17 protein-coding genes are annotated in these 16,049 nt (G+C 64.8%); 7 read left to right on the top strand and 10 right to left on the bottom strand.

Annotation, left to right across the window (positions count from 1 at the left end; genetic code table 11):
* Positions 1–226: 226 nt before the first annotated feature.
* Positions 227–655 (top strand): ribosomal maturation YjgA family protein, encoded by a 429-nt coding sequence (locus ABIB95_RS39380; protein ID WP_354248000.1) that lies wholly within the window; start codon positions 227–229, stop codon positions 653–655.
* A gap of 126 nt (positions 656–781) precedes the next feature.
* Here ABIB95_RS39380 and ABIB95_RS39375 read toward each other — a convergent pair whose 3' ends face one another.
* The 3 genes from ABIB95_RS39375 to ABIB95_RS39365 form a co-directional block, all read right to left on the bottom strand.
* Entirely contained in the window at positions 782–1,945 is a 1,164-nt protein-coding gene (locus ABIB95_RS39375) for a winged helix-turn-helix domain-containing protein (RefSeq protein ID WP_354247997.1), read from the bottom strand.
* Positions 1,946–2,176: 231 nt separating this feature from the next.
* Positions 2,177–2,422, bottom strand: a complete 246-nt coding sequence (locus ABIB95_RS39370; RefSeq protein WP_208085066.1) for a hypothetical protein — start codon at positions 2,420–2,422, stop codon at positions 2,177–2,179.
* Positions 2,423–2,673: 251 nt separating this feature from the next.
* Positions 2,674–4,086: a caspase family protein gene (locus tag ABIB95_RS39365; protein WP_085399127.1), complete on the bottom strand. Its 1,413-nt coding sequence runs from the start codon at positions 4,084–4,086 to the stop codon at positions 2,674–2,676.
* Between the two features lie 461 nt (positions 4,087–4,547).
* Here ABIB95_RS39365 and ABIB95_RS39360 point away from each other — a divergent pair, with 461 nt between their 5' ends.
* Positions 4,548–5,189, top strand: coding sequence for an OmpA family protein (locus tag ABIB95_RS39360; RefSeq protein WP_354247993.1), 642 nt, complete (start codon positions 4,548–4,550; stop codon positions 5,187–5,189).
* Positions 5,190–5,260: 71 nt separating this feature from the next.
* On the opposite strand, the gene ABIB95_RS39355 is transcribed toward ABIB95_RS39360, so the two are convergent.
* Entirely contained in the window at positions 5,261–6,691 is a 1,431-nt protein-coding gene (locus tag ABIB95_RS39355; protein ID WP_354247989.1) for a phospholipid carrier-dependent glycosyltransferase, read from the bottom strand.
* A gap of 51 nt (positions 6,692–6,742) precedes the next feature.
* Here ABIB95_RS39355 and ABIB95_RS39350 point away from each other — a divergent pair, with 51 nt between their 5' ends.
* Entirely contained in the window at positions 6,743–7,444 is a 702-nt protein-coding gene (locus ABIB95_RS39350; protein ID WP_354247986.1) for a FecR family protein, read from the top strand.
* Positions 7,445–7,446: 2 nt separating this feature from the next.
* Positions 7,447–8,598: a hypothetical protein gene (locus tag ABIB95_RS39345; RefSeq protein WP_354247983.1), complete on the top strand. Its 1,152-nt coding sequence runs from the start codon at positions 7,447–7,449 to the stop codon at positions 8,596–8,598.
* A 153-nt stretch (positions 8,599–8,751) separates the two neighbouring features.
* Here ABIB95_RS39345 and ABIB95_RS39340 read toward each other — a convergent pair whose 3' ends face one another.
* The 3 genes from ABIB95_RS39340 to ABIB95_RS39330 form a co-directional block, all read right to left on the bottom strand.
* Complete coding sequence (locus ABIB95_RS39340; RefSeq protein WP_354247980.1) at positions 8,752–9,240, bottom strand: VOC family protein; 489 nt, start codon at positions 9,238–9,240, stop codon at positions 8,752–8,754.
* Between the two features lie 43 nt (positions 9,241–9,283).
* The gene (locus tag ABIB95_RS39335) at positions 9,284–9,712 is read right to left on the bottom strand and encodes a VOC family protein (RefSeq protein WP_014497472.1); all 429 of its coding nucleotides are present in this window, start codon (positions 9,710–9,712) and stop codon (positions 9,284–9,286) included.
* A 131-nt stretch (positions 9,713–9,843) separates the two neighbouring features.
* Positions 9,844–10,356, bottom strand: a complete 513-nt coding sequence (locus tag ABIB95_RS39330; RefSeq protein ID WP_028148584.1) for a cupin domain-containing protein — start codon at positions 10,354–10,356, stop codon at positions 9,844–9,846.
* 128 nt (positions 10,357–10,484) lie between these two features.
* Here ABIB95_RS39330 and ABIB95_RS39325 point away from each other — a divergent pair, with 128 nt between their 5' ends.
* Positions 10,485–10,703: a CsbD family protein gene (locus ABIB95_RS39325; RefSeq protein ID WP_028148583.1), complete on the top strand. Its 219-nt coding sequence runs from the start codon at positions 10,485–10,487 to the stop codon at positions 10,701–10,703.
* Between the two features lie 70 nt (positions 10,704–10,773).
* Here ABIB95_RS39325 and ABIB95_RS39320 read toward each other — a convergent pair whose 3' ends face one another.
* Both ABIB95_RS39320 and ggt read right to left on the bottom strand, forming a co-directional pair.
* Positions 10,774–11,238 (bottom strand): FKBP-type peptidyl-prolyl cis-trans isomerase, encoded by a 465-nt coding sequence (locus ABIB95_RS39320; RefSeq protein ID WP_259258811.1) that lies wholly within the window; start codon positions 11,236–11,238, stop codon positions 10,774–10,776.
* A gap of 67 nt (positions 11,239–11,305) precedes the next feature.
* Positions 11,306–12,892 carry a gamma-glutamyltransferase gene (gene ggt, locus ABIB95_RS39315; RefSeq protein ID WP_354247976.1) on the bottom strand — a complete coding sequence of 529 codons (1,587 nt, stop codon included), beginning with the start codon at positions 12,890–12,892 and terminating at the stop codon, positions 11,306–11,308.
* Positions 12,893–13,114: 222 nt separating this feature from the next.
* On the opposite strand from ggt, the gene trhO reads away from it, so the two are divergent.
* Positions 13,115–13,882 carry an oxygen-dependent tRNA uridine(34) hydroxylase TrhO gene (gene trhO, locus ABIB95_RS39310; RefSeq protein ID WP_354247973.1) on the top strand — a complete coding sequence of 256 codons (768 nt, stop codon included), beginning with the start codon at positions 13,115–13,117 and terminating at the stop codon, positions 13,880–13,882.
* A complete protein-coding gene (locus ABIB95_RS39305; protein ID WP_028148580.1) occupies positions 13,872–14,090 on the top strand; it encodes a SlyX family protein in 219 nt (72 codons plus the stop codon). Before trhO ends, ABIB95_RS39305 begins: the two co-directional genes overlap by 11 nt.
* Positions 14,091–14,100: 10 nt before the next feature.
* Here the strand turns inward: ABIB95_RS39305 and ABIB95_RS39300 are convergent, their stop codons facing one another.
* A complete protein-coding gene (locus ABIB95_RS39300; protein ID WP_354247969.1) occupies positions 14,101–16,005 on the bottom strand; it encodes a diguanylate cyclase domain-containing protein in 1,905 nt (634 codons plus the stop codon).
* Between the last annotated feature and the right edge of the window lie 44 nt (positions 16,006–16,049).

The following is a 16,049-nucleotide window of genomic DNA, read 5'->3' as shown; positions in this document are numbered from 1 at the left end:
GGGGGCGCCCCCCACAAAACCCCCCGCCCGTACCCCCCCCCCCCCCCCCCGGGGGGGGCCCGGGCCCCCCCCCCCCCCGCCCCCCCCCCCCCCCCCCCCCCCCCCCCACGGCTCTAGGTTTCTTGTTCTGACGCGTTTTCCTTACGCGAACCGGTATCCACTTCGCTCGAAAACGCTCTGATAGGCGGTTTTGAGCATCGCGGGCAAAGAGTCAATGGAGCGAGCAATGCACGGGGCGCAACCGGATAAACCTGTTGCGCTGCGACGGAAGTCGCTGACCCGCGCCGCCCTCGCGCTGGCCGTGATCGCCTGCGGGCTGTCGTTGCGCTGGTACGGCTTTCCGCTCGGGCTTCCCGCCTTCGTCGTGAAGTATGGCGGCTCGCTGCTGTGGGCGACGATGGTGTTTCTGCTGGTTGGGGTGTTGCTGCCGGGGATGTCGCGGAGCCGACTTGCAGCCATCGCCGTGGCGATCGCGATCGCCGTCGAGTTCTCCCGGCTGGTGCATGCGCCCTGGCTCGATGCGCTTCGGCTCACCACCGCGGGCGCGCTGCTGTTAGGACGGATCTTCTCGCTGTGGAATCTGGTGGCCTATGCGGTCGGGATTGCGTTCGGCGTTTGGATTGATGGTCTTGTAGGGTGGGCAAAGGCGCGTTAGCGCCGTGCCCACCATTCTCCTTCGCGAACCACGATGGTGGGCACGCTTCCGCCTTCGCTCTTCGAGCTACGGCGGACAAGTCGCTTTGCCCACCCTACGAGACCGAAGCCGTGGCGAGAGCGCGCTTCACTCCGCCAATTGAAACCGCTCGAAGCGATCGAGCTCCTCCTCGATCACGCGCTTCAGCTCCTTGCGCCCCGCCGTCTTCTTCCCCTGCCCAACCCAGGTCCATTTCTGCATCAACAGCTTCTTCGCCTGACGGTCGGTCTTGAGGTCAAGCGCCGCGACGATCTCGTCGCCCACCAGCACGGGCAACGCGAAATAGCCGAGCTTGCGCTTGGCCTTCGGCACATAGGCTTCGAACAGGTGGTTGTAGCCGAAGAACAGATTGGTGCGTTTGCGCTGGATGATCAGGGGATCGAACGGCGAGAGGATGTGAACGAGATCGGGCGCAGCGCCCTCACCCGGCTCCAGCGCCGCAGGCGCGGCCCAATGCTCCTGCTTGCCCGCGCCCTCGATCGCAACGGGCACGAGCTCGCCGCGGCGGACGCGTGAGGCGACCAGCTGAGCGATCGCCTTCTTGCTCGGCGCATCGAGGTGGCAGATCGAATCCAGGCTGACCACGCCCTGCGACCGCAGCGCGCGGTCGAGCAGATAGGCCGTGATGTCTCTCGCCGACGCCGGCTTCGGCAGCTTGTCCCAGCCGAAGTGCCGCGTCATCAGCTCATAGGTCTTGAGCATGCCCTGGCGCGCGCTGACGGTCGCGACGCCGGTGTAGAAGGCGAGTTGTAGCGCGCGCTTCGAGGGTTTTCGGCTCTGCCAGAGATGCTCCTTCTCGGTGAGCACGTCGTCCTCGATGTCGCGGATCGTCAGCGGACCGGCACGCAGGAGCCGCATCACCTTGCGCGTATCGGCCGGCTTGACCGAGGCGTACCATTTGTGCCCTTCGCGCCGGTGCTCGCGCATCGCCGGCAGGAAGAAGCGAAAATCGTTCGCCGGCACATAGGACAGTGCATGGGTCCAGTATTCGAACACGCTCCTGTCGGCGCTCTGGGCCTGGCGCAGATCGGCACGCCGGTAGGACGGGATGCGGCTGAACAGGATGTGGTGGTGGCTGCGCTCGATCACGTTGATGGTGTCGATCTGCACATAACCGAGATGGTCGATCGCATCCGCCACCGCGCGCGCGCCCTCCCCGAACGGCGCGCGCTCGTCCAGCCGCTGGGCATGCAGCCAGATCTGCCGGGCCTGTGTCGCGGGGATCGGAAAGGGTTTGGGCGCGCGTGACATTGCAGGAGGCAATGTAGCCGGATTCGCGCCAGGAAAAAGAGAGACGCCAAAGAAGCTATCTCAAAAAAAGCCGCGCGCCAACTGCTGACAGCGCGGCCGAACCGTGCGCGCCTCGCGCCTTACTTCATCGACATGGCCTTCTGCGCCTTCATTTAATGCATGCAGGCGCTCTTCATCTTGCCGTTGCTCATAACGGTGTTGGCCATGGCTGCGCTGCGAAGGTGCAAGGCCTCAATTGCCGTTCTTTTGCACCTTGGGCCGGTCACCGAGGCTGCCGGTGGCAACGTCAGGTTCGCAGGACGCCTTGCCACGCCCGTCCGCCTGGCAGCGATAGACGCTGCCGGTGAGGCGGTCGACCAGCCACATGTTCTCGTCGTTCGGACCGTCGAGGCCGACATAGCGGCTGGTCAGCCCGGTGATCAGCGTGGACAGCAGGATCGCCACCGCGATCATCGCCGCACCGACATAGATGGGCATTGAGCTCAGAAAGACTGTCCGATCCGGCGGGCCGCCACGATAGAACTGGTAATCACTCGGCCTGGGCACTGGACTGAACTCGGCTCCGTTCCTCGGCGGTTATTGGACGCGGAGTCCTGCTAGGCGCCCAACTGGCCGAATTCTTGTTCGCACGCAGGCCATCACGCGACGGCTTTGCGACGATCGGTGAGCAAGGGTTTCCGGAACAAATTGGCGGCCCGAGCCGGGCCGCCTGTTGCTTGCCTGCCGGCTCAGCGGCGGCCGAACAACCCGCCCATCATACCGCCGAACAGACCGCCGGGGCCGCCTGGCGGACCGGCACCGCCACCGCCGTAATGGCGCCGGCCGCCACCGCCGGAGGACCGGCGACGCGCCGGCTCGTCGTCTGCCTGTTCGGAGGAGGCCGCGCGGGTCGAGACAATCTCCGACAGCAGGGCCTTGTGCTGGAGCTTGTTGAGATAACCGGTCGCAGGATAGCCACGGGCAGCCTGCCACCGCCTCATCACGGAACGGGTCTCATCGTCGAACTTGCCCGTCGCCTTGACGTCGAAGCCGAGCCCGGTGAGGCGGCGCTGCACGTCGCGGCGCTGGTTCTTGTCCAGACCGATCTGGTCTTCAGACACCTGGTTGGCTTCTTCGGTAAAGGTCGCGGGATCGATCCCGGCCGAGAGGTTGCGGGTGGTGATGGATGGGCCATCCTGCAACGCCGCGATGCGGGCGAGCGCGATCGATTTGAACGTGCCGTTGGGATAGCTGGTGAGATAGGCATTGAGCTCCTCGACCTTGTTGGAGTCCCTGATCGAGCGCCAGAACTCGAGCTCGACGTCGGAGCCTTGCTTGCTCGCGGCCGACACCGGTGCGTTCGACGGATCGGTCGTGGCCGCAGCCGGCACGCCGACCGGATTGAGATAGACGTTGCCCGTGAGGTTGGTGTGCCCCCAGGGCAATTGCCCCTTGCTGGTCTCGTCACTGACCTGGGCACGGACCTTGGTCATCGCCTGCTGGATCTCGATCCCGGGCTGGGCAATGTTGGCGACGAGCGCGCGGGTGAACGGGCTGTTGGTGCCGGCCTCGCCGTCGAGCGCGGTCTGGCCGGGGCCGGTGGCAAAGGCAATCAGCGTGCCCTCGCCCGACTTCATCTCGGCAAGACCGGTCTGGACGTTGACGGAGCGGGTGGCCTTGGCCGAGCGGATCTTTGCCGCGAACGGATTGTCGCGGCAGGCGTCCAGGAACACGAGCTTCACCTTCGCGTCCGACATGGTCTGATCGAGCGTGAGGTCGACATTGATCGCCGCGCCCAGCTTGACGTCCATCTCGGATTTCAGGTCGGCGTCGACCGGCAACAGGTAGTTGACGCCGTTCACGGCAATCCCGTGGCCGGCATAGAAGAACACCGCGACGTCGGCGCCTTCGCTCTTCTTGCCGAACTCCAGCAGCTTCGCGGTCATGGCATCGCGGGTGAGGTTGGCGCCCTCGACGACGTCGAAGCCGACATTGCGCAGCACCCTGGCCATCGCCTTGGAGTCGATCGCGGGGTTGGGAAGCTGCGGGACGTTCTTGTAGGCGGCGTTGCCGACCACGAAGGCGACGCGCTTGTCCGCGAAGGCCGCGTTGCCGCTGACGAGAAATACTGCGATTGAAATTGCTGCGATCAAGAAGCGCATGATCATTCTCCCCTGATCCAAACTTCCTCGCTGCTCTCGGTTCGACCTGAGCCGATCCGATGAGAGCAATCTGATCCAATTCACAACGACGCACTGTGATCTGGATCACTCGGGGATTTCTGCTGCTCGAACCGAGCTGAGAGTCGCTGCGACGGTCGCTTTTTGGGCTGCTGACGCAGCGGGCAATACGGCTGGTGACGAACAATGGCCGAAAGATTGTACCTGCGCGGGCTGCGAGTCCAGCCGGTTCAGCTGTCGATGCCGAATGAGACGGCGCTTCTTCCCGGTGGCAGGGCACCGCCGCTGGCCCGACATGCCATGGATGCCGATCGGCGCCGGCGCTAGGATGCACGGGTCATTTCGGTCGTCTGGAATGTGACCCGCATCACATCGAGGCTGTTGAACCTTCCCTACGCTCGCAACATCAAATCGCCATCAGGCGTAACAGCGAGGATTCGACAATGACCCGTTTTGATAAGTTTTTTGGACTGAAGGCGATTACCCTCACGGCCGCGCTGTCGATGACGGCGGGCGTGGCTTTCGCCGGCGATAACGTCTCCGCCAACCAGATTCTGGATGCGCTGAAGCCGAAGCCGGCGACCCGCGGCCTGTCCGTCGGTCCGCAGGCCGATCCGGCGGTGCAGGCCAAGGAAGCGACGTTCCTGAACACGGTGCGCAACCGCTCGACCCGGTCGCTCTCGATGGGCGAGCGCGAGCAGATCGCCGAGCTCGCCGCGACCAAGCCGAAGATCGATCTGGAGATCCAGTTCGACTACAACTCGGCCGACATCGCCAAGACGTCGGTGCCGTCGGTGCAGGCGCTCGGCAAGGCGCTGTCCGATCCGTCGCTGAAGGGCTCGACCTTCGTGGTCGCCGGCCACACCGATGCGATCGGCGGCGAGGAGTACAATCAAGGCCTCTCCGAACGGCGCGCCGACACCATCAAGAAGTACCTGGTGCAGAACTATGGTCTCAACGGCACCGACCTCGTCACCGTCGGCTATGGCAAGACCAAGCTGAAGGACACCGCCAACGGCGCCGACCCGATCAACCGCCGCGTTCAGGTCGTGAACATGGAAGCCAAGACGACGGCGTCCAAGTAAACTGTCCAAGTGAAATTCAAGTCATCGCCGCGTGAAACACGCCGCCTGCCACGATCGTGACAGGCGGCGCTTCATATCCAGCTCTGGAACAGCATCAACCGGTTGAACGTCTGCATGGACGTGCCGATGAAGGCCGCCGAGATCGGCAGCATCACCGCAAAGCCGATCGCCGCGACCCCGACATAGGCCCACAGCAGCCAGCGCGGCAGCCCCTCTCGTCGCAGCACACAGACCAGCGCAAGCGACGCCACCGTTGCGGCCGGCAGATAATAGTAGAGGAAGCCGAGCGTGCGCGGCAGCAAAGCCCAGGCGAGCCAGGAGCCGAAATAGAACGCCGCGATCAGGAACGCATCCCAGCGCCGCGCGACGATGAAGTCGCGCAGCACGACGGCGAGCGCGAGCAGCGCCGGCCACGCGACCAGCGGATTGCCGAGGAAGACGATCGCGGAGACATTGTTCTCCGAGGTCTTGTCGAACAGGAACCACACCGGGCGCGCGAGCAGCGGCCAGGATGGCCACGCGCTCATATAGGTATGGCCGGCGATCGCGGTCGTGGTGTTGTCGGCGAATATCCGGCGCTGCGCCTCGATCAGATCCGGCAGCGACGCTCCGTAGAGCGGCACGAAGGCGGCAAGATATGTCAGCGCCGGCAGCACGGCGAAGCAGAGCGCGACATGCTGCACGCGAAGATCGGGCCAGAGATCGGGCCGATACCAGTCACTCGGCTTCGCGTCGGCGAACAGCGTGCGCCAGCCCTGCATCAGCCGGATCACCGCAACCACAACGATGCAGATGCCGAGCGGAAACAGGCCGCTCCATTTGCAAACCGCGGCGAGACCAAACAAGGCGCCCGCGAGCGCGAACAACGCATGCGGGCGCTCTCTTCGAAAGCCGTGCATGAAGGCGGCAATCGCGAGCAGGCCGAATCCGAGCGCGTAAATGTCCAGCATGGCGATACGCGCCTGCACGTAAAGCATCTGGTTGAAGCCCGCGATCGCCGCGGCGGCGATCGCCGGGCCTTGCGCGGAGAACAGCGCGAGCCCGCACAGATAGATCGCGACGATCGCGAGCGCGCCGAACAAGGTCGACGGATAGCGCCAGCCCAGCGCATTGTCGCCGAAGGCTGCGATCGATGCCGCGATCAGCTCCTTGGCCAGCGGCGGATGCATCGGGTTGAGCATCGGTTGCGATAGCGTGGGTGCCAGCATCTGCCGTGCCGCCGGCACGTAGTGCACCTCGTCGAAGACGAACTTCTCCGGCGCCGTCAGGCCGATCAGCAGCGCAAGATGCGCGACCAGGAAAATCGCGACAGCGATCACTGCGCTCTGCGACACCTTCGGAACCGCGGGCAATTCGAACGGCTGCTGTGGGGCTATTTTGCGTGGCAAATCTGCTTCACCGCGGAGAAAAACAAAGACGGCACTTTTCATTGAACGCATTCTGCCGCAACTGTCACTAAGCATAACGCACGTCCAGCGCTGCTTGTGATAATTTCGCCACATCAGAAGCGCGCGCGATCCGGTACGATCAGGGACATATCGATCGGTTGCGAAATGAATTTGCGTTTCTGGCTTTTCCCCACTCTGTTGTCGGCACTCGTCTGCGCGGCGCCTTGCGCGCAGGCACAGACGCGCGTCGGCGAAGCCGTCGTGATCCAGAACGACGTGGTGCGCGTGGCCACGACCACGACGCCGATCAGTGTCGGCGACAGCATGCTGCGCGACGAGACTGTGCGCACCGGCGCCGGTAGCGCTGCGCGCTTCGTCATGGCCGACAGCACCAATCTGTCGCTCGGTCCTAGCGCCACGCTGAAGCTCGACCGCACCGTCTTCAACGACGAGCACAGCTATCGCGACGTCGCGATCCGCATGACCACAGGCGCATTCCGTTTCGTCACCGGACATTCGGAAAAGACCGCCTACAAGATCACGACACCGCTCGCGACCATCGGCGTGCGCGGCACCACGCTCGACATCCTCTCCCAGCGCGGCCGCTCCGTCGTCGTGCTTCAGGATGGCGCCGCCAGCGTCTGCACGACCAGCTCCCAGTGCGTGCAGCTCACCCAGCCCGGCGACACCGCAATCATCACCTCGGCCGGCGGCAAGGTCAGCATCACCAAGACCAACACGCCGCCCTGGACCTTTGCCGCCAACTGCGCCGCAAGCGCCGGGCTGTGCTCGGTCAACCAGTATGCGGACGCCTCGCCGACCATCACGCCTGCCGTCCACGACGACGGCATGCTGTGCGGGCGGTGATGATGGCGAAACTCGACGTCAGACGCCTCGTCCTCGCCGCCGCGCTGACCGCAACCGCTGCGTTTGCGTTCTTCGCGTTCAATGCGCGACCGGCGGCAGCGCAGGCGTCTTGCGAGTCCGAATGCGGTGGGCCGACGCCCTCACCGTCACCGACCTATTCGCCGTCGCCGACACCCACACCGACCCCCTCGCCTTCGCCAAGCCCCTATCCGTCGTCCTCGCCGAGCCCGTATCCACCACCTCCACCTTCGGGCCCGACCGGCGCGGACTCCAGCGGCAATTCGATCGGCGGCCTCGCCAACCAGCGCTTCAACCAGATGATCACCAACCGGGTGCTCGGCACGGTGCTGCTCGGCGTCAACGAGCAGGTCAATTGCAGCGACTGCATCAGCGCATTCGGCTCGGCCGGCTCGTTCTCGGCCGGTATTCACGGCCGCAAGGAGCTGACCAACAACCTGTCGCTGCTCGCCGGCATCGCCTACACGCAATACAGCGAGGGCGGCTACAACATCACCAGCGCGCCGATCGGCGCCTTCGCTCTGCGCTATGATTTCACCGACTGGGGCTCGTCGCGCCCGTTCTTCGACGTCGGCACCATCCTGACGCCGTGGGAGAAGGCGCGCTACACCCGCAGCTACAACACCAGCCTCGGGCCGGTGAGCGTCACGGGCTCGACCAACGCGTCGAACTACGCCGTCTATGGCCGTGCCGGCTGGATGAGCCGCGTGTCCCCGCGCGACGAATTCGCGGCCTCGATCGAAGTATGGCAGCTTTGGCAGCGCGTCTCCGGCTATTCGGACAGCGCCGTGGCGTTCAATCCGTTCGACGCCTCCATTGCGACCGGCACCGACCGCACCAGCCTGGTCAAGATCGGCGGCCAGTGGACGCACCTCTTCGGCAGCAACATCGAGACCAACATCAATGGCGGCTGGGTGCAGTCCTTCGCCAGCCATGGCGGCATCGTCGCCACCGTGACCGGCGACGGCCTGGTGGTGCCGACGATGGGCAACCAGGGTTGGTTCGAATACGGCGGCCGCCTCGGCTTCCGCGTGCAGAAGGGCTGGATCGTCGACCTGTTCGCCAACGGCACGCTGGGCCCGCAGCCGGTGGGGAACACCATCCATGGCGGCGTGGGGCTGAGGATTAATTACTAGGCGGGATCTCGCCCCAAATTCCGCTGTCATGCCCCGCGAAGGCGGGGCATCCAGTACGCCGCAGCTTCTCCGCATCACTCAAACGTCTCTGGAATACTGGATCGCCCGGTCAAGCCGGGCGATGACCGTGAGCATGTGGCAAGGCCATAGGCCTCACGCCGCCGACTTGCCCTCGAACGCCCGCCGCAGCACTTCCACATCGAGCTTCACCATCTTCATCATGGCCTGCATCGCGCGCGCAGCCGCAGCCTTGTCTGGGCTCGACAGGAATTCGAACATCACCTTCGGCACCACCTGCCAGGATACGCCCCAGCGATCGCTGATCCAGCCGCACTGCTGCTCCTTGCCGCCATGAGCAAGGAACGCGCTCCAGACGCTATCGACCTGAGCCTGGTCGTCGCAATGGATCATCAGCGAGATTGCGTGGGTATATTCCACCTTCATGCCGCCGTTGAGCGCGAGCAGGGGCTGCCCGGCCACCGTGAACTCGACGACGAGCACGGAGCCTGTCTTGCCGGACGGGCCGTCCGAAACGTTGCGCTGGACGTGCGTGATTTCCGAGTTCGGAACGAGCGACACGTAGAACTTCGCGGCTTCCTCGGCATCGCCGTTGAACCACATGCAGGGCACGAGCTTGGACATCGTGAATGCTCCTCTTCAGATGGTCGATGTTCGTTGGCTTCGGTCAGGCGTTCGCCATGTCGGACTGCGCGGCGAAGGCTGCCATGTCCATCCAGTTCACGCCCCACATATGACCGTCCGGATCCTCGAAGCTGCGGCCGTACATGAAGCTGTATTCGTCCTTCGGGCTGGGATCGGCCACACCGCCCGCGGCCTCGGCCTTGCCGACGACGTCATCGACCTCGTCGCGGCTGTCGGCCGAGAGGCAGAGCAGCACCTGGTTGGAGGTCTTGGCATCCGCGATCGGCTTCGGCGTGAACTTGCGGAATTTGTCGTGGGTCAGGAGCATGGCGAAGATGGTCTCGGAGAAGACCATGCAGCTCGCCGTCTCGTCGCTGAATTGCGGGTTCCTGACCGCACCGACCGCCTCGTAAAAGGCCGTCGCGCGCTTGAGGTCGGTCACCGGCAGATTGACGAAGATCATTTTGGGCATCGGAGGCTCCTTGGGCGGGGGTTCTGCCCAAGGACGGATGGCCCAGCGGCCATCCGACACGGCTTCCGGATATTTTTTAAAGGCTGTGCCTGCGTGGTTCTGTCACACAAAACCAGCAGGCTTTCAGGCCCTTACTTCTTCTCGTTGGGATCCCGGTGCACGGGGTCGATCCACAGCACGGTCTCGGGCTTCTCGACCGGCTCGATGTCGAGGTTGATCGCGACCGCCTCGCCGTCGCTGCGCACCAGCACGCATTCCAGCACCTCGTCCCGGCTGGCGTTGATCTCCTGATGCGGCACGTAAGGCGGGACGAAGATGAAATCGCCGGGGCCGGCCTCCGCCGTGAATTGCAGGCTCTCGCCCCAGCGCATCCGCGCCTTGCCCTTCACCACGTAGATGACGCTTTCGAGATGGCCGTGGTGATGCGCACCGGTCTTGGCGTCCGGCTTGATGCTGACCGTGCCCGCCCACAATTTCTGCGCGCCGACGCGCGCGAAATTGATCGCGGCCGCACGGTCCATGCCCGCCGTCGACGGCACGTTGGTATCGAGCTGATTGCCGGGAATGACGCGCACGCCGTCATGTTTCCAGCGATCGTCATGATCGTGGTCATGGTGGGAATGCGTGTGGTCATGGCCGGTCATGGGACTTGCTTTCTGTTGGTTCCGTGCGCGGCAAGCTAACCAAAGCGGGCCTATCAAGCCATACCCAAAATCGGAACTCTCGTAGTCGGCAGGCGTTGTTTTCGCGAGCCAACTGGAAGGAGAGTTTCATGGGTAGCACGAGCGACAAGATCAAGGGCACCGCCAACGAGGCAATCGGCAAGGCCAAGCAGGGCATCGGTGAAGCCACCGGTTCCGATCGCCTGAAGGGCGAAGGCGTGGTCCAGGAAGTGAAGGGCAAGGGCCAGCAGGCCATGGGCGACGCCAAGGACGCCGCGAAGGAAGCAATCGATCGCGCCGCGGCTGCGGCAAAGCGCGCGGCGGAGTGACCCGCATCAATCTGAAAGCGAAAAGACCGGCCGCGAGGCCGGTCTTTTTGTTTCCGTGGGGACGTGCGGTTCACTTCACCGCGAGCAATTCCACGTCGAACATCAAAGTCGCGTTCGGCGGGATCACGCCACCGGCGCCGCGGGCGCCGTAGCCGAGCTGCGGCGGGATGATCAGCGTACGCTTGCCGCCGACCTTCATCGTGGCAACGCCCTCGTCCCAGCCGGCGATGACACGGCCCTTGCCGATCGGAAACTCGAACGGCTCGTTCCGGTCGACCGACGAGTCGAATTTCTTGCCCTTCTGGCCGTTCTCGTAGAGCCAGCCGGTGTAGTGCATCACGCAGATCTGGCCGGGCTTCGGCGAGGCGCCGGTGCCGACAACGCTATCAATGGTCTGCAAGCCTGAAGCTGTGGTCATGGTCTTTCCTGCGGTCTGGGCCGAGGCCGTGGTGGAAACGAATGTCGACACGCTGCCGATCACGGTGATCGCGAGTGCCGACATGATGGCGAGGAGCGCGCGCTGGAAACGCTGCATAAGAGACCTTCCGTTTGAGGCGGAAGGTGTCTAGCGCAACGAAGCAATCGTTTCCAGCCCTCGGCCCTTAATAGCCCAGCGCGCAGCCGTCCTTGCGCGGATCGGAACCGCCGGTGAGCGTGCCCTTGTCCCAGTCGATCCAGATCGCCTGGGCGCCGCCGAGCGGGCCGACCACGCTGGTGGTCTTGTGGCCGAGCTTTTTCAGGCCTTCGACGATATCGGCAGGTACGCTGTCCTCGAGCTGGTACTGGCCCTCGTAGTGCAGACCGCGCGGCATGTCGATCGCCTCCTGCACGTCGCAGCCATAGTCGAGGATGTTGGTCACGACGTGGGTCTGGCCGACAGGCTGGTACTGTCCGCCCATCACCGCGAACGGCATCACGGAGCGGCCGCCCTTGGTGAGGAGGCTCGGCATGATCGTGTGCAGCGGGCGCTTGCCGCCGGCGATGCAATTGGGATGGCCGGGCTGGATGCGGAAGCCGCCGGCGCGGTTCTGGAACAGCACGCCGGTCTTGTTCGAGACGATCGCCGAGCCGAAGGAATGCGCGATCGAATTGATGAACGAGCAGACGTTGCGGTCCTTGTCCACGACCGTGATGTAGATGGTCGAGGGATTCATCGGCGGCGCGACGTTCGGCAGGTCGAGCATGCCGTCCATGCGGATCTTGCTGATGTACTCGTCGGCAAAGCCCTTCGCGAGCATTTCGGCGACGTCGATCTTCATATGGTCGGGATCAGCGACATGCATCTCGCGATTCATGTAGGCGATGCGCGCGGCTTCGGCTTCGAGATGGAAGCGCTCGATGCTGAGCGGCGCGTACTTGGTCAGGTCGAACCGCGACAGGATGTTGAGCATCAAGAGCGCGGTGACGCCCGGGCCGTTCGGCGGGCACTGCCAGACGTCGTAACCCTTGTAATTGGTGCCGATCGGCGTCGTCGTCTCGGTGGTGTGGGCGGCGAAATCGTCGAGCGTGTGCAGGCCGCCGATCTCCCTGAGGGTCTCGACCATGTCCTCCGCGATCGCGCCCTTGTAGAAGGCATCGCGGCCGTCCTTGGCGATCGCGCGCAGCGTCTTGCCGAGCTCGGCCTGGCGGATGATGTCGCCGGCGACCGGCGGCTTGCCGCCCGGCAACAGGTAACGCACGGTGTTGGTGCCACCCTTCAGCTTCTCGAACTGGTTCTTCCAGTCGAAGGCGATGCGCGGGGCGACGACGTAACCCTCTTCCGCCGCCTTGATCGCGGGCTGGAGCAGGCGGTCGAAGCCGAACTTGCCGTGATCGCGCAGCACGGTCGCGAAGGCGTCGATCACGCCGGGGATCGAGACCGCATGCGCCGAGGTCAGCGGTACGGAATTGATCTTGCGCTCGAGATACCAGTCGGCGTTCGCCGCCTTCGGGGCCCGGCCGGAGCCGTTATAGGCGATGATCTTGCCCTCGCCGCGCGGCTGGATCAGCGCAAAGCAGTCGCCGCCGATGCCGGTCGATTGCGGCTCGATCACGCCGAGCAGCGCCGAACCCGCCACCGCCGCGTCCACCGCCGTACCGCCCTCGCGCAGCACCTCGATCGCGGCCAGGGAGGCCTGCGGATGCGAGGTCGCGACCATCGCGTTGGTGGCGTGGACCGTGGACCTGCCGGGGAAATGGAAGTTTCTCATCGAAGTTTTGCTCTCTCAGGGCTCTCTTGGGGGGCTCTCTTGGGCCGTCGGCGCGGAGGGCGCGCCGTCTCGGAAAAACCGGGCCTACATGACACATTCCGGCCCGCCGGGGCAATGCTGGCATACCAGCGAAATAGCTGCCATCCGCTGGGCGTATAGACCTTTTGCCGTCCGGGGCCTTGCGGGTTTTCTGGGCGGCGGCCGCCTGCTAAACGAGCCGCCATGATCCACAAGGTCGCCGCCTTTTACCAATTCGCCGCCCTGCCCGATTACCGCGCGCTGCGCGAGCCGTTGCGCGCGTTCTGCGCAGGCCTCACGCTCAAGGGCAGCGTGCTGCTCGCCCAGGAAGGTATCAACGGCACGATTGCGGGTGCGCCCGAGGCGATCGACGCCTTCGTCCACGAGCTCGCGCACGGCGCCCTGTTCGGCGGCCGGCTGAACAATCTCGAGCTGAAATTCTCGACCGCCGAGGCGATACCGTTCGGCCGGCTCAAGGTGCGGCTGAAGAAGGAGATCGTCACGCTCGGCGACGAGGCCGCCGATCCGACGCGGCAGGTCGGCACGTACGTCGCGGCCGCCGAATGGAACGCGCTGATCACAGCACCCGATACGCTGGTGCTCGACACCCGCAACGCCTTCGAGGTCGCGATGGGGACGTTCGAGGGTGCGGTCGATCCTGAAATCAAGAGCTTTGGTCAGTTCAAGGATTTTGCCGCCGAGCAGCTCGATCCGGCCAAGCATCGCAGGATCGCGATGTTCTGCACCGGCGGCATCCGCTGCGAGAAGGCGAGCGCGCATCTGCTCGCGCGCGGCTTTGCCGAGGTCTATCACCTCAAGGGCGGTATTCTCAAATATCTGGAAGAGGTGCCGGAGGCGCAGAGCCGCTGGCGCGGTGAATGTTTTGTATTCGACGAGCGCGTCGCACTCGGTCATGGCTTGCGCGAACGGGGCCTACGCGAACAGGAATTGGGGCACGACCGTGACGAGTGACATCAAGGCGCTGGGCGAACGGATCGACACGCTGGAGACACGCATCGCCTATCAGGACGATACGATCGAGACGCTCAACCAGACGATCACCGCGCAGTGGAAGCAGATCGACGCGCTGACGCGGAAGATCGCGGAGCTCGGCGAGCGACTTCAGGAAGCCGAGACGAATGCGCCGGGCCCTGCCAACGAGCCCCCGCCGCATTATTGAGGATGATGGGCTATAGCCCTGACGCCTTCGGCAGCAGGCTCGCCACCTCGACCGACATCATCAGGCGGTCGCGCCCGCCCTGCTTCGCCGCATAGAGCGCCTGATCGGCGGCCTCGACGAGCGAGCCCACGCCGGCGGTGCGTTCCAGCGCGGGCCGGCAGGCCGCGCCGCCAAGCGAAGCGGTGACGCAGCCCGACGCGTGATTGGTACTGTGGACGAGGCCCGCCTCGCGGATCGCCCGGCGGATCCGCTCGCCGATCCGCGCGCAGCCGGCGGCATCGGTGTTCGGCAGCAACATGGCGAATTCCTCACCGCCGTAGCGCGCAGCCAGATCTCCGGCGCGCTGCATCTCGGCCGCGATGACCTTCGCCACCACGCGCAGACAGGCATCGCCCGCGGGGTGGCCGTATTCGTCGTTGTAGGCCTTGAAGTGGTCGACGTCGATCATCAGCAAAGCGAGGCTGGAGCGGTCGCGATAGGCGCGCGCCCATTCCTCCTTCAACCGTTCGTCGAAACGGCGGCGGTTGGCGAGCCCGGTGAGGCTGTCCTCGATCGCAAGCGTCTCGAGCCTGGTCTCCAGCTTCTTCTGCTCGGTGATGTCGCGCGAGATCGCGACCACCCCGTCGACGTTGCCGTTTTCCTTGCGCGTCACCCGCATGGTCGATTCGAGCCAGACTTCCGAGTTTTGCCGGTGCGCGTTGCGATAGGTGACGCGCGCCTCGTCCTTTTCGCCACGCTTCATGGCATCGACGACCGCCTGGACCTGCGGCCGATCATCCGCATGGATGCCGGCGAGCGCCGGCGTTCCGATCAGCTGATTGGGCCGCCAGCCGACGACGCGAACCGACGAGGGCGAGACATAGCGCAGCCGCTCGTCGAGCCCGATGCGGGTCACCATGTCGCTGGAGCCTTCGGCGAGCAGGCGGAAATGCGCCTCTTTCTCGACCAGGGCCGCGGCCATGCGCTGGCCCCGCTGCAACTGCCGCACCAGCACCGCACCGATGACCGCGATCAGCACGACCAGCGCGAGCACGTAGAGCATGCGAGAGATCGCCGCGGCTCGCCAGGGCGCCAGCAGCTCGGCCTTGTCGACCATGGCAAGCAGGACGAGCGGATAACGGCCAGAGCGCTTGAAGAAGCTGACGCGCTCGGCGCCGTCCAGCGGCGACCTGAAATGGTATGCGCCGCCCGGCTGCTGCAGGCTCGCGTCGCGGAATAGCGGGGTGTCGGCGACGCTGCGGCCGACGAACCTGTCGTTGCTTGGATTGCGCGCGATGATCATGCCGTCGCCATGCACGAGCGACACGGAGCTGTTGCGGCCGAGCTCGAACTGCTCGTAGAAATGCGCGAGATAGTTCGCGCTGATGGTCGCAAGCACGACACCGCCGAAGCTGCCGTCCTGCTTGTTGAAGCGGCGCGACAGGGTGACGACCCATTCGCCATCGAGCTGGCTCCGCACCGGATGGCCGACATGAGGCTCCCGTTTCGAGGACAGCAGGTGATGACGGAAGAAGGCGTCGTCGCTGAGCGTCGAGCCGATCGTGCCCGGCGAGGTCAGCCAGTTGCCCTGGTCGTCGATGATGGCGAGGCTGTGAATGCGCGCGATCGCCTTCTTGCGTGCCTCCAGCAAATTCCTGAGCTTGGCGATCGTGGCGGGTTCGGCGCCGTCCATCTCCAGCCGACTGACGACGCCGACGACGCCGGAATCCAGCAGGTCGAGGCTGTCCTCCGCATGCTGCGTCAGCGAGCGCGCAACATTCGCCATCTCGGTCTCGGCGCCCTTGAGCACGGCATCGCGCGCGGCCCATTCACGCCAGCCGCTGACGCCGAGGATGGTCACACAAGTGAGCACGACAAACGCCGCCGCGCGCAACGGCAGGCGGCTCCATCCGGCTCTTTGTGAGGCGACGGTCATGCGGCAGAAATCTCCGATCGCCGGAACTTCCACCGCTTCTGTTA

The sequence above is a fragment of the Bradyrhizobium sp. LA2.1 genome (assembly GCF_040547725.1).
GTDB lineage: Bacteria > Pseudomonadota > Alphaproteobacteria > Rhizobiales > Xanthobacteraceae > Bradyrhizobium > Bradyrhizobium barranii.
Note: the sequence above shows the minus strand (reverse complement) of the source record. Positions and strands in the feature narration are given on the sequence as shown.